The sequence below is a fragment of the Pseudomonas sp. OIL-1 genome (genome assembly GCF_010669185.1).
Lineage (GTDB): Bacteria > Pseudomonadota > Gammaproteobacteria > Pseudomonadales > Pseudomonadaceae > Halopseudomonas > Halopseudomonas profundi.
Genome location: NZ_CP048629.1, coordinates 619546 through 635154, shown reverse-complemented (window position 1 = coordinate 635154; position 15609 = coordinate 619546). Strand labels below are relative to the sequence as shown.

At 58.5% G+C, this 15609-nt stretch carries 9 protein-coding genes; all 9 read left to right on the top strand.

The annotated features are described in order from the left end of the window. Position 1 precedes the first annotated feature (1 nt). Positions 2-829, top strand: a complete 828-nt coding sequence (phnE, locus tag G3M63_RS02870) for a phosphonate ABC transporter, permease protein PhnE (RefSeq protein WP_150301804.1) — start codon at positions 2-4, stop codon at positions 827-829. Between the two features lie 8 nt (positions 830-837). Beyond that, positions 838-1848, top strand: coding sequence for a phosphonate dehydrogenase (locus G3M63_RS02865; protein ID WP_150301805.1), 1011 nt, complete (start codon positions 838-840; stop codon positions 1846-1848). Continuing rightward, positions 1842-2717, top strand: a complete 876-nt coding sequence (locus G3M63_RS02860; protein WP_163981823.1) for a LysR family transcriptional regulator — start codon at positions 1842-1844, stop codon at positions 2715-2717. Before G3M63_RS02865 ends, G3M63_RS02860 begins: the two co-directional genes overlap by 7 nt. A 493-nt stretch (positions 2718-3210) precedes the next feature. Then, positions 3211-5709: a class I SAM-dependent DNA methyltransferase gene (locus G3M63_RS02855; protein WP_163981822.1), complete on the top strand. Its 2499-nt coding sequence runs from the start codon at positions 3211-3213 to the stop codon at positions 5707-5709. Next, the gene (locus tag G3M63_RS02850; protein ID WP_163981821.1) at positions 5702-7030 is read left to right on the top strand and encodes a restriction endonuclease subunit S; all 1329 of its coding nucleotides are present in this window, start codon (positions 5702-5704) and stop codon (positions 7028-7030) included. Before G3M63_RS02855 ends, G3M63_RS02850 begins: the two co-directional genes overlap by 8 nt. 1 nt (position 7031) lies before the next feature. Beyond that, a complete protein-coding gene (locus G3M63_RS02845; protein ID WP_163981820.1) occupies positions 7032-8684 on the top strand; it encodes an ATP-binding protein in 1653 nt (550 codons plus the stop codon). 95 nt (positions 8685-8779) lie between these two features. Continuing rightward, positions 8780-12106: a type I restriction endonuclease subunit R gene (locus G3M63_RS02840; RefSeq protein ID WP_163981819.1), complete on the top strand. Its 3327-nt coding sequence runs from the start codon at positions 8780-8782 to the stop codon at positions 12104-12106. Then, positions 12103-12804: a M48 family metallopeptidase gene (locus G3M63_RS02835; RefSeq protein WP_163981818.1), complete on the top strand. Its 702-nt coding sequence runs from the start codon at positions 12103-12105 to the stop codon at positions 12802-12804. Before G3M63_RS02840 ends, G3M63_RS02835 begins: the two co-directional genes overlap by 4 nt. Before the next feature lie 908 nt (positions 12805-13712). After that, positions 13713-13919 carry a hypothetical protein gene (locus tag G3M63_RS02830; RefSeq protein ID WP_163981817.1) on the top strand — a complete coding sequence of 69 codons (207 nt, stop codon included), beginning with the start codon at positions 13713-13715 and terminating at the stop codon, positions 13917-13919. Positions 13920-15609 lie beyond the last annotated feature (1690 nt).

Below are 15609 nucleotides of genomic sequence, written 5' to 3'. Positions count from 1 at the left end.
TATGTCTACTCACTATAATGTGCAGGCGCTACCTGCTGAGCAAAGGGAGCGAATACTGCGCGGTTTCGGCCTCAGTTGGTGGCGCCAGTTGGGGCAGGTGGCAATCCTCTGCGGGGTAGTTGTGCTGGCCTGTTGGTACGTTGGGCTGCTTGACGCCACGACATTGCTGAACGGCCTTCCTTCCATCGCGACTCTGGCAGGGGAGGCCATGCCGCCGGACTTCTCGGGCTACCGCAGCTGGATCAGCCCGTTGATCGATACGTTGGCAATGAGCATCGCCGGCACGGCTATCGCGGTGGTGTTCTCGTTGCTGATTGCGTTCATCGCGGCGCGCAATACGTCGCCGCATCCCCTCGTCTTCGGCATAGCAAGGGTGTTGCTGAATGCGTTGCGGTCGGTGCCGGAGCTGATCATGGGCATCATCTTCGTCGCGGCGGTGGGATTTGGTGCCTTGCCGGGCGTGCTAGCGCTGGGGCTGCATTCGATCGGTATGGTCGGCAAGTTTTTTGCCGAGGCCATCGAGCATGTCGACGAAGCGCCGGTGGAAGCCGCTCGCGCGGCGGGGGCCACATCGTTGCAGGTACTGCTGCACGCAGTACTGCCGCAGGTGACGCCGCAGTTTGCCGACGTAGCCATCTACCGCTGGGAATACAACTTCCGTGCCTCCACCGTGATGGGCATGGTGGGTGCCGGTGGTATCGGCTTCGAACTCATGGGCTCATTGCGCATCATGCAGTATCAGGAAGTAGCAGCAATTCTGCTGGTCATCCTGGCCATGGTCACGCTAGTGGACGCCTTCAGCGGCGTTCTGCGCAAACGCTTCAAATAGGACATATCATGCTGCCGAAACTAGTTATAACTCACCGTGTACACGATGAAACCCTGCAACTGCTGGCGCCTCACTGCGAGCTGATCACCAATCAGACCGATCTTACGCTGCCGCCAGAGGAAATTCGCAAGCGCTGCCGTGATGCGCAGGCGATGATGGCATTCATGCCCGACCGGGTTGATGCCGAATTCCTCCACACCTGTCCCGACTTGCGCGTGGTCGGCTGTGCGCTGAAGGGGTTCGACAATTTCGATGTGAACGCCTGTACTGCCCGCGAAGTGTGGCTGACCTTTGTGCCCGACCTGCTTACCGTCCCCACCGCTGAGCTGGCGATTGGCCTCGCGGTCGGTCTGGGGCGCCATTTGCGGGAGGCGGATGCGTTCGTGCGTTCCGGCGCTTTTCAGGGCTGGCAACCGCAGTTCTACGGCACTGGGCTCAACGGCGCGACAGTGGGTATAGTCGGCATGGGCGCCATCGGCCTGGCCATGGCGGAGCGCCTGCAGGGCTGGGGAGCGACCATCCAGTATTACGAGATGAAAACTGTGGATGCAGAAGTCGAGCAACGGCTCGACCTACGCAAAGTGGCGTGTGACGAGCTCTTCGCCAGTTCGGCTTTTATCTTGCTGGCGCTTCCGCTGAACCCTGAAACCGAGCATGTGGTAAACGCGGAGATGCTTGGCAGCGTGCGCCCCGGCACCCTGCTGATCAATCCCTGTCGAGGCTCGGTAGTGGATGAAAGCGCGGTGCTTGATGCGCTTGAGCGAGGCCAGCTCGGCGGCTACGCGGCAGATGTATTTGAGATGGAAGATTGGGCGCGTGCAGACCGGCCTCGACGCATCGATCCTGCTCTGTTGCAGCATCCCAAGACCCTGTTTACACCGCATATAGGGTCGGCGGTGCATCGCGTGCGATTGGAGATCGAACGTTGTGCTGCGCAAAATATTATCCAGGCGCTGGCGGGCGAGCTACCGGCTAACGCTGCGAACCGTATACCTCAGGCCGAGCCTGCTCCATGTTGAATCCGGTATGGCTAAAAAGCTTGGTGGCGATCGTTCAAACCGGCAGCTTTCAAAGCGCGGCCCGGACGTTGGGACTCGCCCAACCGACGGTGTCGCAACACTTGCAGAAGCTGGAAGAGCAGGTTGGCGTTACGTTGGTGCACCGCAGCCGAAGCGGCTGCCAGCCCACCACGCGCGCTTTGGCCTTCATGCGCCACGCCACTGCTCTGCTGGACATGCACGACCGAGCATTGGACGCGCTGCACGGCAGACGCCAGCGCGTTGGGGCCAGCTCCAACATCGGCACCTATCTGCTGCAGCCTTTTCTACGCAGCTATTTGGGGACGGGGGCCGAAGGGGGAGAGGTGGACTTGCGCATCGCAGCCAACCCCGACGTAGCCGACCAACTTCTGGCGGGGCAGCTGGACGCCGCGGTGATGGAATGGTGGATACCTCATCCTGACTTCGAGCAGCGCCAATGGAGGGTCGAGCCGCTGGTGTTAATCGTAGGTCCGGATCACCCGCTTGCCGGTGCTGAGTCTATCGAACGAGCCAGGTTGGTCGAGTTGCCCATGCTCGGAGGCGAACCGGGCAGCGGAACCGGTCGGCTCTTGACCGAATACTTCGGTGAGCTGGGCGTGCCCCGCAGCGGGATGCAACTAGGCAGCACCGAAGCAGTCAAGCAGGCAGTCAGGGCGGGTCTGGGCGTTTCGCTGGTATTGGCCTCGGCAGTGTGTGACGAAGTTCGGAGCGGTACCCTCGTCGCGCTGCCTATTCCGGGGCTGGAAAAGCACGTGCAGCTGATCTGGCGGAAACCACCGCGCAACTTGCCCCCGCCGGGCTTTGTTGTTCATTTGCTCGAGACGGAGGCTGCAGTTGGGGACGTTTGATTCATTGACGGGAGACGACTGGCTATTAAGTCGTTTGTCCAACAACGGCCTGCCGTAACTATCTAGTCGCCGGCCGGTCCCTTGCTGTTCGGCTGTGTTATGGCAAGCCCCACAGTGTGTCGATTACTGTTCTGGTCTTCTCAACGTGAAGGTGAGCGCTTAGCGGCCCCAGCAATACCGTCTACTTTGGATGGATTCTGAGTCGGTCTCAGAAAAGTCAGCTTGTGGTTGGTTGCAACCAGGGAATTATTTTTCTTCGATTCGGTTACAGCTTCTCGATGGGCTTGGAGCACAATGAGAACGGTATAACCGGCGCCTCGATGCACATACTGGGTCGCCACACTGCTCCACGCCGGCCCTCCCGCCCACTGCACTGTGCAATCCACCGAATCAGCAGCCTATCGAGCATCCTGTCCGTGAATGTGGGGTAGAATCTCTGGCATTTACGCCATCAGGACAGGCCCCCACGACGGGTGCCCATAGGGATTTCGCAATGCCCCTCACGCTGCAACAACTGGAACGCCACCTGTTCAAGGCCGCCGATATTCTGCGCGGCAAAATGGATGCCTCGGAGTTCAAGGAATACATCTTCGGGATGCTGTTTCTGAAGCGCTGCTCCGACGTATTCGAGGAGCGCTACGAGCAAGTGGTTGACCAAGAACTGAAGGCTGGAAAGAGTCGGGCTGACGCCTATGTCTCGGCAGCAAGCCCACGCTGGTACAAGCGCGACGGCGGTTTTTGGGTTCCTCAACAATCACGCTTCAGCCACCTGGTCAACGAAGCGCACCTCAACGTCGGCGACCTGCTGAATAAGGCGTTGGCCGGGATCGAGGAAAGCAATGCGTCCCTGGAAGGCGTGTTGGAGCACATCGACTTCACCCGCAAGGTCGGCCAGAGCAAGATTCCTGACCAGAAGCTACGCCAGCTCATCACCCACTTCGGCGATGTGCGCCTGCGCAACAGCGATTTCGAATTCCCCGATCTGCTCGGCGCGGCCTACGAATACCTGATTGCCGAGTTCGCCGACTCCGCTGGTAAAAAAGGCGGTGAGTTCTACACGCCGCGCTCGGTGGTGCGGCTGATGGTTAATCTGCTCAAGCCGACCCTGGCCCATGACGTGTATGACCCGTGCTGCGGCTCGGGCGGCATGCTGATCGCCGCCAAGGAATATATCGACGAGCACGGCGAAGATGGCCGCAAGGCCAACCTGTTTGGTCAGGAATACAACGGTACTGTCTGGTCCATCGCACAGATGAACATGCTGCTGCACGGCATCAGCAACGCCTGGCTGGAGAACGAAGACACCCTGGCTGATCCCCGGCATATCGAAGGCGGCGAGCTGCGCCGCTTTGACCGCATCCTCACCAACCCACCGTTTTCCATCAACTGGGGCCATACCGAGAAAAGTCCGGATGGCAACCTGGTCTGGGCTCCATCCTTTCGTGAGGAGCGTTTCCGTTTCGGCGAGGTGCCGCTGGGTTCGAAGAAGGCTGATCTGATGTTCCTTCAGCACATGCTTGCTGTCACCCGCGACGAGGGCATGGTTGCCACCGTACTGCCGCATGGGGTGCTCTTCCGTGGTGGTGAGGAAAAGGGCATCCGTGCAGGCATCATCGAGAAAGACTTACTCGAAGCGGTCATCGGCCTGCCGGCGAACCTGTTCTACGGCACCGGCATCCCCGCCTGCATATTGATTCTGCGTCAGCAGAAACAGGACGGCGCCAACCGGGTTAGCAGTAAGCCGGTCGCGCGCCGGGGCAAGGTGCTGTTTATCAACGCCGACCGTGAATACTTCGAAGGTCGGGCGCAGAACTTCCTGCTGCCCGAACACATCGAGAAGATCGCTACCGCCTTCGACGAGTTCCGCCAGATCGACGGTCTCAGCGACGTGGTGGACATCGCTACCCTGCGCGAAAACGACTACAACCTGAACATCCGCCGCTATGTGGACAACGCACCGCCGCCCGAGCCCCATGACGTGCGCGCTCACCTGCTCGGCGGCGTGCCCAAGGCTGAAGTGCAGGCCAAGGCCGTACTATTCAACGCCCACGGCCTCGATCCGCAAGACCTCTTTGTGGAGCGCGATGCGCAGTATTACGACTTCCGCGACGAGCTGACCTGCCGCGCCGATCTGAAGCCCGCCATCGAAACCAACGCTGGCCTGCAGAGCAAGGAAGCCTCAATACGCGCCGCCTTCGAGGCGTGGTGGAGCGAACACAGCCCGCGCATCACCGCCCTGGCTGGGAGACTCGACGACACCGCCGCGCTGGTTGATCTACGCGGCGAACTGCTGGCCAGCTTCAGCGAAACGCTGGAGCGCATTGGCATGCTCGATCCCTTCCAGGTGCGCGGCATCGTTGCCGGCTTCTGGTATCAGAGTAAATATGACTTCCTTGGCCTGATGGCGCGCGGCAGCCGAGGCGTAATAGATGCCTGGCGCACCAGCATCGTTACCGCCATGGAAGACAAGGCCAGCAAGCACAGCCCGTTGGAACACAAGCTGGTCAAGTTCCTGCTCGATGATTTCGTTGGCACGCTTGCCGAGCTGGAAGCGAAGAAAACCGAACTTGAAATCCAGATCAAGGCCGCCACCCCAGCCAAGGGCGGGGAGGGTGACGAGGCCGACGGTGAGGCGGACTTAAGCGACGACGAGGACACTGCCGTTGACGAGGGCCAACTCAAGGAATGGAAAGCTGAACTGACCAAAGTGAAGAAGCAGCTCAAAACCAGGAAGGACAACTTTGCCAGCCACCTGAACAAGGCGGTTGATGGGCTGGATGAACAGGCAGCCGCCGAGCTGCTGTTGACTATCCTGCACAACGATATGCAGGCCATCATCGAGCGCTATATTGCTGCCCAGCGCAAAGAGATTGTCGCCTCCTTCGAAAACTGGTGGGACAAGTACCGGGTGACGCTCAATGAGATCGAGCATAAGCGCGATGCGGCAGCGGTGGAGTTGCAGGGGTTCTTGAAGGGGTTGGGGTATGTCTGAGAGAACCACCTGGGAAGCCTGCACTGTCAGAGATGTTATCGAGCGTCACTTTTGTGGCCCAAGCCCTGACTGTGAGGAGCGGCAAATTTTCGCACCCGAAGAATGGGGCGTTCTGAAAACCACAGCGATCACATGGGCCGGATGGAACGATGCTGCTCATAAGGTCTTGCCAAAAGCATTTTGGGAGCAGTCCCAAATTGAGGTTCATGAAGGTGATGTGCTGGTTACGAAGGCAGGTCCGCGACATCGAGTAGGTGTTGTCTGCCATGTTCCGAGCACTCATAGCCGGCTGGTTGTTTCCGGAAAGATGATCGGACTCCGGCCTAAGACGGAAGTGGTTGATGCACGGTTCTTGGCAGGCTTTCTAGGAACAAAGGAGCCGCAAAAGTACATCCATGACCGCACGACCGGAATGGCAGAGTCGCAGGTAAACTTCGCCAACGAAGTCCTGTTGGATGCTCCCTTACGGCTACCGCCAGTCCACGAGCAACACTTGATCGCCAGGGTTCTCGACACCCTCGACACCGCCATCCGCGAAACCGAGGCGCTGATCGGCAAGCTCAAGGCCGTCAAGCAGGGCCTGCTGCACGACCTGCTGACCCGTGGCATCGACGCCAACGGCCAACTGCGACCGCCGCAGAGCAAAGCGCCGCAGCTCTACAAGGAGTCGCCGTTGGGGTGGATTCCGAGTGAGTGGGAGGCGCTGCCGCTTGATACTGTTGCGGTGCGAGGCAGCGGCCACACACCAAGTAAAAATGTCTCTTCCTACTGGAATGGCGGCATCAAGTGGGTTTCCCTGGCCGACTCGCATCGTCTCGACAGGATCTATATCTACGAGACGGACAAAGAAATCAGCGAACTTGGTATAGCCAACTCATCGGCTGTTCTTCATCCCGAGGGAACCGTCATCTTGTCCCGCGATGCTGGGATCGGAAAAAGTGCCATCCTGGACTGCGACATGGCGGTGAGCCAGCACTTCATAGCGTGGCGTTGCGGAGAAAAGCTGAACAACCTTTTCCTGTACTTCTACCTACAGCGAGAAAAGCCCAAGTTCGAGGCTATTGCGATAGGAAGCACGATCAAAACCATCGGACTGCCATTCTTCAGGAGCTACGAAATTGCAGTGCCTCAACGCTGGGAGCAAGATCAAGCGGCTGCCATCCTTATGGAAACTGAGCAGGATCTGGCAGCCCATGATGCCGAACTGGAAAAGCTCCGCCAGCAGAAGGTTGGCCTGATGGACGACCTCCTAACTGGCCGCGTCCGCGTCACCCCGCTGCTGGAATCTGTGCAGCAACCTGCTGCACAAACGGGAGCCTGACATGACCCGGCGCCTGCCGCCCCGCGAAACCCTTACCGTCGAGTTCAAGAGCGACCTGAAGAAGCTCCCCGACCGCGAGCTGATCGAGGCGCTGGTCTGTCTGGCCAACGCCGAAGGCGGCGAGCTGTGGCTGGGCGTCGAGGATGATGCCACGCCCACCGGCCTGCATGCCGAACATCGCATGCTGGAAGGGTTGGCCGGTATGGTGGCGGCGCGGACTTCGCCGTCGTTGTCGGTGCAGGCGGAGGCGGTTGAGGTGAACGGGGTGACCGTGGCGTGTATTCAGGTGCCCAAAGCGCACGGTGAAGTGGCGACCACTAGCGGCGTTTACCTACGCCGCCGCGTGAAGCACGACGGTACGCCCGAGTGCGTAGCCATGTTGCCCCATGAGCGGGCCAGCCGCGCCTCCAGCTTCGGCCTGATCGACGTGTCGGCTCAGCCGGTGGCCGGCGCCACTGTGGCAGACCTTGACCCGTTGGAGCGCGAACGCCTGCGCCAGGCTGTACAGCAGTTTGGCGGTGACCGCGTGTTACTGGAACTGGACGACGAAGCCCTCGACGGCGCGCTGATGCTTACCGCACGCCAGCCGGATGGCTCGCGCGTACCGACGCTCACCGGCTTGCTACTTGTAGGCAGGGAAACCTCCCTACGCCAGTTGGTGCCTACCCACGAATTCGCCTTCCAGGTGCTGGCCCAGCAGGCAGTACGTTTTAATGAGTTCCGTCGCTTCCCTCTGCTCAAGGCGCTGGATTGGCTGGAAACCAACTTCCGCCCCTATAACCCGGAGGAAGAACTGCAAGTCGGCCTGTTCCGCGTGCCGGTGCCTAAGGTCGATATGGGCGCTTACCGCGAAGCGGTGGCCAACGCGCTGATCCACCGCGACTATCACCGTCTCGGCGCCGTGCATGTGCGTCTTGAGGACGAGGCGCTGGTGGTCAGCAACCCCGGCGGGCTGGTAGATGGTGTGACCCTGGCCAACCTGCTGGTCACCGAACCGCGCCCGCGCAACCCGGCTTTGGCGGACGCCATGAAGCGCATCGGCGTGGTTGAACGCTCCGGGCGCGGTGTGGACAAGATCTTTCGCGGCATGCTCAAGTTTGGCCGACCCGCACCGGATTACAGTTACACCACAGCACAGAGTGTGGTGTTGCGCCTGCCGACCACCGAGGCCGATCTGGAATTTCGCCGCCTGGTGGTGGAGCACGAACGGGCCACCAACAACGAGCTACCCATTGACAGCCTGATTGCGCTGGCGGCGCTGCGCTCGACCAAGCGGGTGACTGCCGATGAGTTGGCCACACAGATACAGCGCGACACTGCCAGCGCCAAGCGCACCCTGGAAGCCTTGACTGAAGCCGGTCTGGTGGAAGCGCACGGCTCAACGCGGGCGCGTAGTTATACGCTGTCGGCCAGTTTGTATCAGGCTTCGGGTGACAAGGCCGCCTACACGCGTCAAGCTGGGTTCACACCCATTCAAAATGAGCAGATGGTGCTGAACTATGTGCAGCAGCATGGACAGATCAAGCGAGCCGAGGTGATGGACCTGTGCCGGCTCTCACCTGATCAGGCGGCAAAATTGCTTACACGAATGAAAGATAAAGGTGCGCTGATACAGCAAGGCGAGAGACGCTGGGCGGTCTATACGCTCAGCTGAAGATTCTATGAGCCGCTATGAGCTGCTATAAGCCTGTATGAGCCCATACACGCCTGAATTGGATGTAAATCCGACCGGATTAAAGGAGTAAACCTGTGGGATGGGAACTGGAAGACGTCGAAAAACCCTTTGTGACGCAGCTGCAAGGGTTGGGTTGGGCACATATCGAAGGGAGTCTGGACATTCCGGCTGTAACCGGTCGAAGCAGCTTTGCCGAGGTCATTCAGAGCGCTGTGTTGCGCGCACGATTACGCGCTATCAATCTACGCGATGGCCAGCCCTGGCTGGATGATGAGCGCATCGCCGAAGCACTGGCGACCATTACCCGATTGGGTGCAGCGAAGCTCATGGAAGCCAACCAGAAAGCCACCGAGCTATTGCTCAAAGGCATCACCGTCGATGGCCTTCCCGGTTGGGATGGCGGACGGGGACAGACCATTCAGTTCATCGATTGGGAAACGCCAGTCAATAACCACTTCAGCGTGATCAATCAGTATCGGGTAGATTGCCCGGCTGGCTTCGACAGTGGCAAGAAATTCATCGTCCCGGATCTGGTGTTGCTGGTGAACGGTATCCCGCTGGTAGTGGTTGAGTGCAAGAGCCCGTCCATCCCCGAGCCGCTGGCCGAAGCGGTGGACCAGTTGCGTCGTTACAGCAACCAACGCAAGGCGGCCTTTGAGGTCGAGGAAAACGAGGGCAATGAGGCGCTGTTCGCCAGCGTGCAGCTGTTGATTGCCAGCAGCTACGACGAGGCACGGGTGGGCTGTATCGGTGCCGGCTTTGCGCATTTCAACCAGTGGAAGACGGTGGTTGGCCCGGATGGCAGTGGCAGCGAGCAAGCCGTCGCTGCGGCGCTGGGCATGTCGAAGCTCTCCCAGCAGGAGCGCCTGGTGGCGGGGATGTTGGCACCCGCGCATCTACTCGATCTGATCCGCCATTTCATGCTGTACATGCAGGTAGGCGGGCAGACCATCAAGACGGTTTGTCGCTATCAGCAATACCGCGCGGTAAACCATTCGATCGCACGCCTCAAGCGCGGGCAGACGCGCGCGCAACACGGCGAGAGCGATCAGCGTGGCGGCATCGTCTGGCACACCCAGGGTTCGGGTAAGAGCCTGACTATGGTGTTTCTGGTGCGCAAAATGCGCACCGACGAGCAACTGCGGCGTTTCAAGGTGATCGTGGTCACCGACCGCAAGGATCTGCAGAACCAGTTGGCCGCCACGGCGACCTTGAGCGGCGAGCCTCCGGAAATAGCCGCCAATATCGAAGGCGTGAAGGCGTTGGCCCGCCGCAAGGGGCCGGGGCTAGTGTTTGCGACCATCCAGAAGTACCGTAATCCGGAGCAGGACGAAGGGGAGTCGGCCCTAGGCTTAGCGGAAGCCGCCGCTCCATCCAGGGCGGCGGAACCGCGCGTAACCTACCAGGCGAGCAAGCTCTTCGAGGTACTCAACAACGACGAGAGCATTCTGGTGATGGTGGATGAGGCGCACCGCACCCAGGCCGGCGACCTGCACGCCAATCTGCTGGCTGGCTTGCCCAATTGCGCACGTATTGGCTTTACCGGCACGCCGATCATCATGGGCGAGAAGAAGCGCACCCATGAGATTTTCGGCGCCTTTATCGACAAGTACACCATCAAGGAAGCCGAGGCCGACGGTGCCACTGTCCCGGTGCTCTACGAGGGGCGCACGGCACAAGGTGCCGTCAAGGACGGGGCCAGTCTGGACGAGCTGTTCGAGGATCTGTTCCGTGATCACAGCGAGGAAGAGCTGGAACTGATCAAGAAGAAGTACGCCACTAAGGGGCATATCTTCGACGCACCGGCGCTGATTGCCGAGAAGGCGCGCGATATCCTTCGCCATTACGTCACCAACATTCTGCCCAACGGGTACAAGGCGCAAGTGGTGGCTTACAGCCGGATCGCGGCGATTCGCTATTTCCACGCGCTGCAGGTTGCCCGCGACGAATTGCTGGCCGAAGCCAACGCCTTGTCAGTGACAGACAAGGAACTCGACGACGAAGCTCTTTGCCAGCGCTTGCCGAAAGTGCAGGCGCGGGTCCAGGCCTGGCGCCACCGCGACACGCTGAGCAAGCTGGAATTCGCGCCAATCATTTCTGGGGCCAATAACGATCCATCCGAGTGGAAGACCTGGACCGATGGCACCAAGCATGAGCAGCTGATCAAGCGCTTCAAGAAGCCCCTGTACCATGAGCAGCCGAGCAAGGCCGACCCGCTGGCCTTCCTGATCGTCAAATCCATGCTGCTGACCGGTTTCGATGCGCCCATCGAGGGGGTGATGTATCTGGACCGGCCGATCAAGGAGGCCGAATTACTGCAGGCCATTGCGCGGGTCAACCGGACGGGTTTCGGCAAGCGCTGCGGCCTGGTCGTCGATTACTACGGCGTCGCCAACCACCTGCGCGAGGCCTTGGCTGCTTATGCCGATGAGGATATCGAAGGCGCGCTGAGCAGCATCAAGGACGAGGTGCCGGTGCTACGTGATCGTCACTTACGTGTGATAGACGTGCTGCGCCGCCAAGGTGTCGAGTCGCTGGAGGATGCCGAAGCCTGCATTATGGCGCTCGCCTCGGAGAAGGTACGCGCTGAATTTGCAGTGAAACTCAAAGCCTTTCTCAACTCCCTGGATACCGTTCTGCCACGTCCCGAGGGGTTGCCCTTCGTCAAGGATGCCAAGCGCCTGGCGTACATTCATGCCCGTGCGCGTGGACGCTACAAAGACCTGCCGCAACTGGGCAAGGATGTTGGGGCCAAGGTGCGCAAGCTGATTGACGATCACGTTATCTCGCTGGGCATCGATCCGAAGATCCCGCCGATCCAGCTGACTGATGCGGATTTTGAGAATCAGCTGGCACGCAACGTCAACGACCGCGCAAAAGCCTCGGAAATGGAACACGCCATTCGCTCGCATGTGCGCAAGCATGCCGATGAAGACCCGGTGCTGTTTCGCAAGTTGTCCGAACGCTTGAATGAATTGCTTAAGTCGCTGGGCGATCAGTGGGATCAACTGGTCGTGCAGATGCAGAAGATCATCGACGAGCTACGTAGTGGTCAGTTAAGCGACGGCAACACGCCGTTGGATTTGCCCGAGCACTACGCACCTTTCTTACGCACCCTGCTGGATGTGGTGAGCGCCGATGCGACCCCGCACCCCAGTGAATTGCTGCGTTTGAAGGACGTGACAGTTGAACTGGTTGATCTATTGGTGGATGAGTTGCAAAGCCATCGCGATATATGGAGTCCACGCAAGCGTTCAGCCCAGGAAGAGCTGGCCGGACAGCTATTTGATCATCTGATGCACTTGCGGCCACCGCTGGTGGATACCGATACGGCGGGTTTGCTGGCTGACCGGTTGATCGATCAGGCAAGGGCCAGCCACGAAAGGTTGATGACGGTGTGAGCAATCTGATGCTGACAGTGGACGATCTGCACCTGACGATTCGGCGCAGCGCTCGGCGCAAAACGATGCAGATCACAGTCGAGCGCGATGGCAGCTTGATTCTGTCGACCCCGCCTGAGGTAGAGGAGGGAACGCTGCGGCAGTTTGTGCAAGAAAAGAGCTTCTGGATTTACTCACGGCTGGCCGAGAAGGAGCGCCTGCAGCGTGCTATTCCTACCAAGGAGTATGTGGATGGCGAAGGCTTTCTTTATCTTGGCCGCAGCTACCGGCTCAAGTTGGTCGATGAACAGGATGTACCACTGAAACTGATAGCCGGTCGCTTCCGCCTGCTACGCAGCGAATTGGGGTCGGCACGAGAGTATTTCATTCGTTGGTATAGCGAGCATGCGCGGAACTGGCTAGCCGTGCGCGTCAAAAATTATCAGGCCCGCATGGGCGTCGCGCCCGGCGGGGTGCGGGTGCAGGATCTGGGTTACCGTTGGGGATCATGTGGTAAAGGCGCGCAGTTGTACTTCCATTGGAAGACCATTCTGCTGCCCAAGCACATCGCCGAGTATGTGGTGGTGCATGAGATGACGCACTTGCACGAGCCGCATCACACGCCGGAGTTCTGGCGCCGACTCGAGCGCGCCATGCCAGACTATGCGCAGCGCAAGGCTTGGTTAGCCGAGCATGGGATTGAGGTAGAAGGCGTTTGACCTGCCGCCAGTGTGGCGGCATTGGGCATGAGCCCCAAGAGGGTTCCGTGGGGGAGCTGGTCGGGTCGTAAACGGTGGCTCTGGCCATAGGGACATTTGCCAGCGGCGGCTAGGTAATCGTGCGCATCAAGGTACGCCAGTTAGCGTCCAGCACCCTTGCGGCAAGCCGTCAGTTGACAGGCTCTTCCAAATCTTCAACAGGTCTTGTCTTCTTCGACGATTTTAAATGCCTAGTTTATGGACCTGCCAAGTAGCGACCCCGGTGCTCATGAGTAGGATCACTGCGGGAAGCGAGAAATGCCAACTTTTTTTGGCTACCGTTAACCAGTGTCTAGACCGAACCGCGACGGCATAGAAATAGGCCCAAACGCTGCAGGCTCCCATAGACATAATTGCCCCTGCGTACCTGTAATCCCACCCCACGGGTGAATAAAAGATCGAGGGCGTGCTGTGGAACAGGTATAGCTGCCACCAAGCGAATCCAGAACACGCGAGAAGTACTGACGCTAGTCCGAAAGTTAGTACATAACCCATCATCTCTTCACGCATCGTTGGGGTGTCGAAACTCATTTATGCTCCTCCTGTTCCTTATCGATATGATCCTAACCTCTGGGAGAGAATACCCAAAACCTTCTGGCGGCAGGTGAAATTGACGCTATGCCTGAACAACGCTAATTCCGGTAACTATCCCTTCTAGGTGAAAGAATGGGGGGTTGGCTGAGCCTTAGATATCCCTTCAACGGCGCGAGCACCTCCAACACAGACGAAAAGAATTAGGGTTTTCTGCTGCATGTTTGAAAATCTGTAGGCGGTGGCAGGGAGAAATGTCGTCTCGGTTACCGCCTATCTTGCTTTGTATTGCCGTGTCAGTAGATGGCGAGAAAAACTATTCAGAAAGGAAGGTATAGATGAGCGAAAACGCCAAGGTGATCCGATCGCAACTTCATTGGGTGACTCCACCAGATATTGGTCAGCCATTGGAAGAACTGGAATGGGTTTTTATCGACGTATACGATGATGGCTCCGCCCAAATCAGGCCGGAGCCGCCATCAGATCGAGAGGCGGCGGAATTCCTTGCGGCAGTCAGTTCGCATCAATCTTCGCAGCTAGGATGAGGCACTGGATGTCGCGAATTTGATTGTCGGTCTGTTACTCCAGCATTAAATCGGCTGCCTGGTTCTTTACGGAGGTAAAAGCAGTACGAATACCGCAGGGCGGACCTAGAGATTTCTCGTAAGGTCAGATTGTCATCGTGATTGCGCACAACCCACGGCATGATCGACGGTATCCATTAGAACCGCCTACAGGAACAGGATAATGCTTGGCGCCAGATCTTCTTCGGCCTGCTCCAGATGAAAGCTCGGCTGTAACTGCCGTTGAGCCACACCTGGCGCCAGGACTCAACGGCCTGCGCTCATATCGACTATTCCCTGATCATTATCGGTAATCGCAAATCCGCTTGCGTCGTCACCGAGCGGCGGCTGTGCGCTGTCGCCAGAGCTTCAGCAAGAGTCTGCTGTCGGGCAAGAGGTCGTTGGTTGTTGACCAAGCGGCGCCTCGCACGAGCGACAGCTGTTAGGCCGAAGGGTTTCTACCCAGGCGAGGCTATTCAGTTGCAACCACGAGATCACTCTCTCCAAATCTCAGCTGCCACGGTAACTCATTCAGCCCCACGCGCGCCTCACGCCACGTCCGGAATGCTCCCCGAGGACGGGGATGAAGCATTCGTGCCCCTCTTCAGCCAGACTTGATTAGCACGGTTTTCCTTCGTTGCCCAGAGCGTAGAGCAGATCAGGCGCAGTGACCCTAGAGTCTGGAGCCGGCGACGTGGAGTGTACGCTGAGTTTCTGAGCTTATGGTGCGAATCGTCGACACAGTAGTAGCCGGGAGCGAAAGCAGCCGGATCACCTACCCTCAATTCTGGGTACGTTCGGCCGATACGGAGTAACCGGTGAAACGGAATCCATGTTTGATATGTAGTGAGAACGATGAGATGGGAAGAGATAATTTCACGTCTGCAACCAAGAGCGCACTGGCGCGGAACGTCCACTTCCGATGCGTTTACCCAGGCTGTCCGAGAGTCACCCACGCGTCCACTCCACAGGGGCAGAACGTCAATTTAGGGCAGGCTGCGCATGTTTCAGCTGCAGCTCGAGGAGGGCCCCGGTTTGACAACGCGTTGACGCCTGAGCAACGCAGAGCTTATGAGAACGGTGCATGGCTTTGCGCCAACCACGCGAAGCTTGTAGACGATGACCCCTTAACCTTCCCAGGTGAAACCATAAGGGGGTGGCAGCGTGCGATGGAAGAAAGCGCACGAGAGTCTGTTTATGGGGTTCCGATGAATGCCAACTTCGATTTTTCCGAAATATGCAGCAAGTTGGAGCTCTTCCTGAAGGCTTGCAGGGGAGTAGTTTTCCGTGTGTGCCGGGACCCAAAGTTTATCCAAGTGCCCCGGGAATGTGTAGTCGTCATGCAGGATTTGATCAGGCAATGCCCAAAAGACCATTGGAGACCTGTGCATCATTGGCATTCACTGCATCCAATTACGCACGCCATTCAAGAGCGAGCCATTAGTGCGGTTCGGCGCATCTTCTACGAGATAACGGATTATAATAAATGGTACTGCGATGGATACACATACGTGATTTTAGGCGCGGCCAATGTTTGGAGTCTCACTCCCGCTCAGGAGATCGCACGCATAAATAAAACGGCTGGTATCGTTTGTGAGGCACTATTAGAATTCACCGAATGCATTGGCCATTTGAACGAGTATGCGGCTGGCAGAAGGCATCCAGGCAACAT

Bases quoted from the DNA above. Each gene is read 5' to 3' on its own strand.
- G3M63_RS02865 (WP_150301805.1), top strand. From the start codon at position 838: ATGCTGCCGAAACTAGTTATAACTCACCGTGTACACGATGAAACCCTG.
- phnE (WP_150301804.1), top strand. From the start codon at position 2: ATGTCTACTCACTATAATGTGCAGGCGCTACCTGCTGAGCAAAGGGAG.
- G3M63_RS02855 (WP_163981822.1), top strand. From the start codon at position 3,211: ATGCCCCTCACGCTGCAACAACTGGAACGCCACCTGTTCAAGGCCGCC.
- G3M63_RS02850 (WP_163981821.1), top strand. From the start codon at position 5,702: ATGTCTGAGAGAACCACCTGGGAAGCCTGCACTGTCAGAGATGTTATC.
- G3M63_RS02860 (WP_163981823.1), top strand. From the start codon at position 1,842: ATGTTGAATCCGGTATGGCTAAAAAGCTTGGTGGCGATCGTTCAAACC.
- G3M63_RS02845 (WP_163981820.1), top strand. From the start codon at position 7,032: ATGACCCGGCGCCTGCCGCCCCGCGAAACCCTTACCGTCGAGTTCAAG.
- G3M63_RS02830 (WP_163981817.1), top strand. From the start codon at position 13,713: ATGAGCGAAAACGCCAAGGTGATCCGATCGCAACTTCATTGGGTGACT.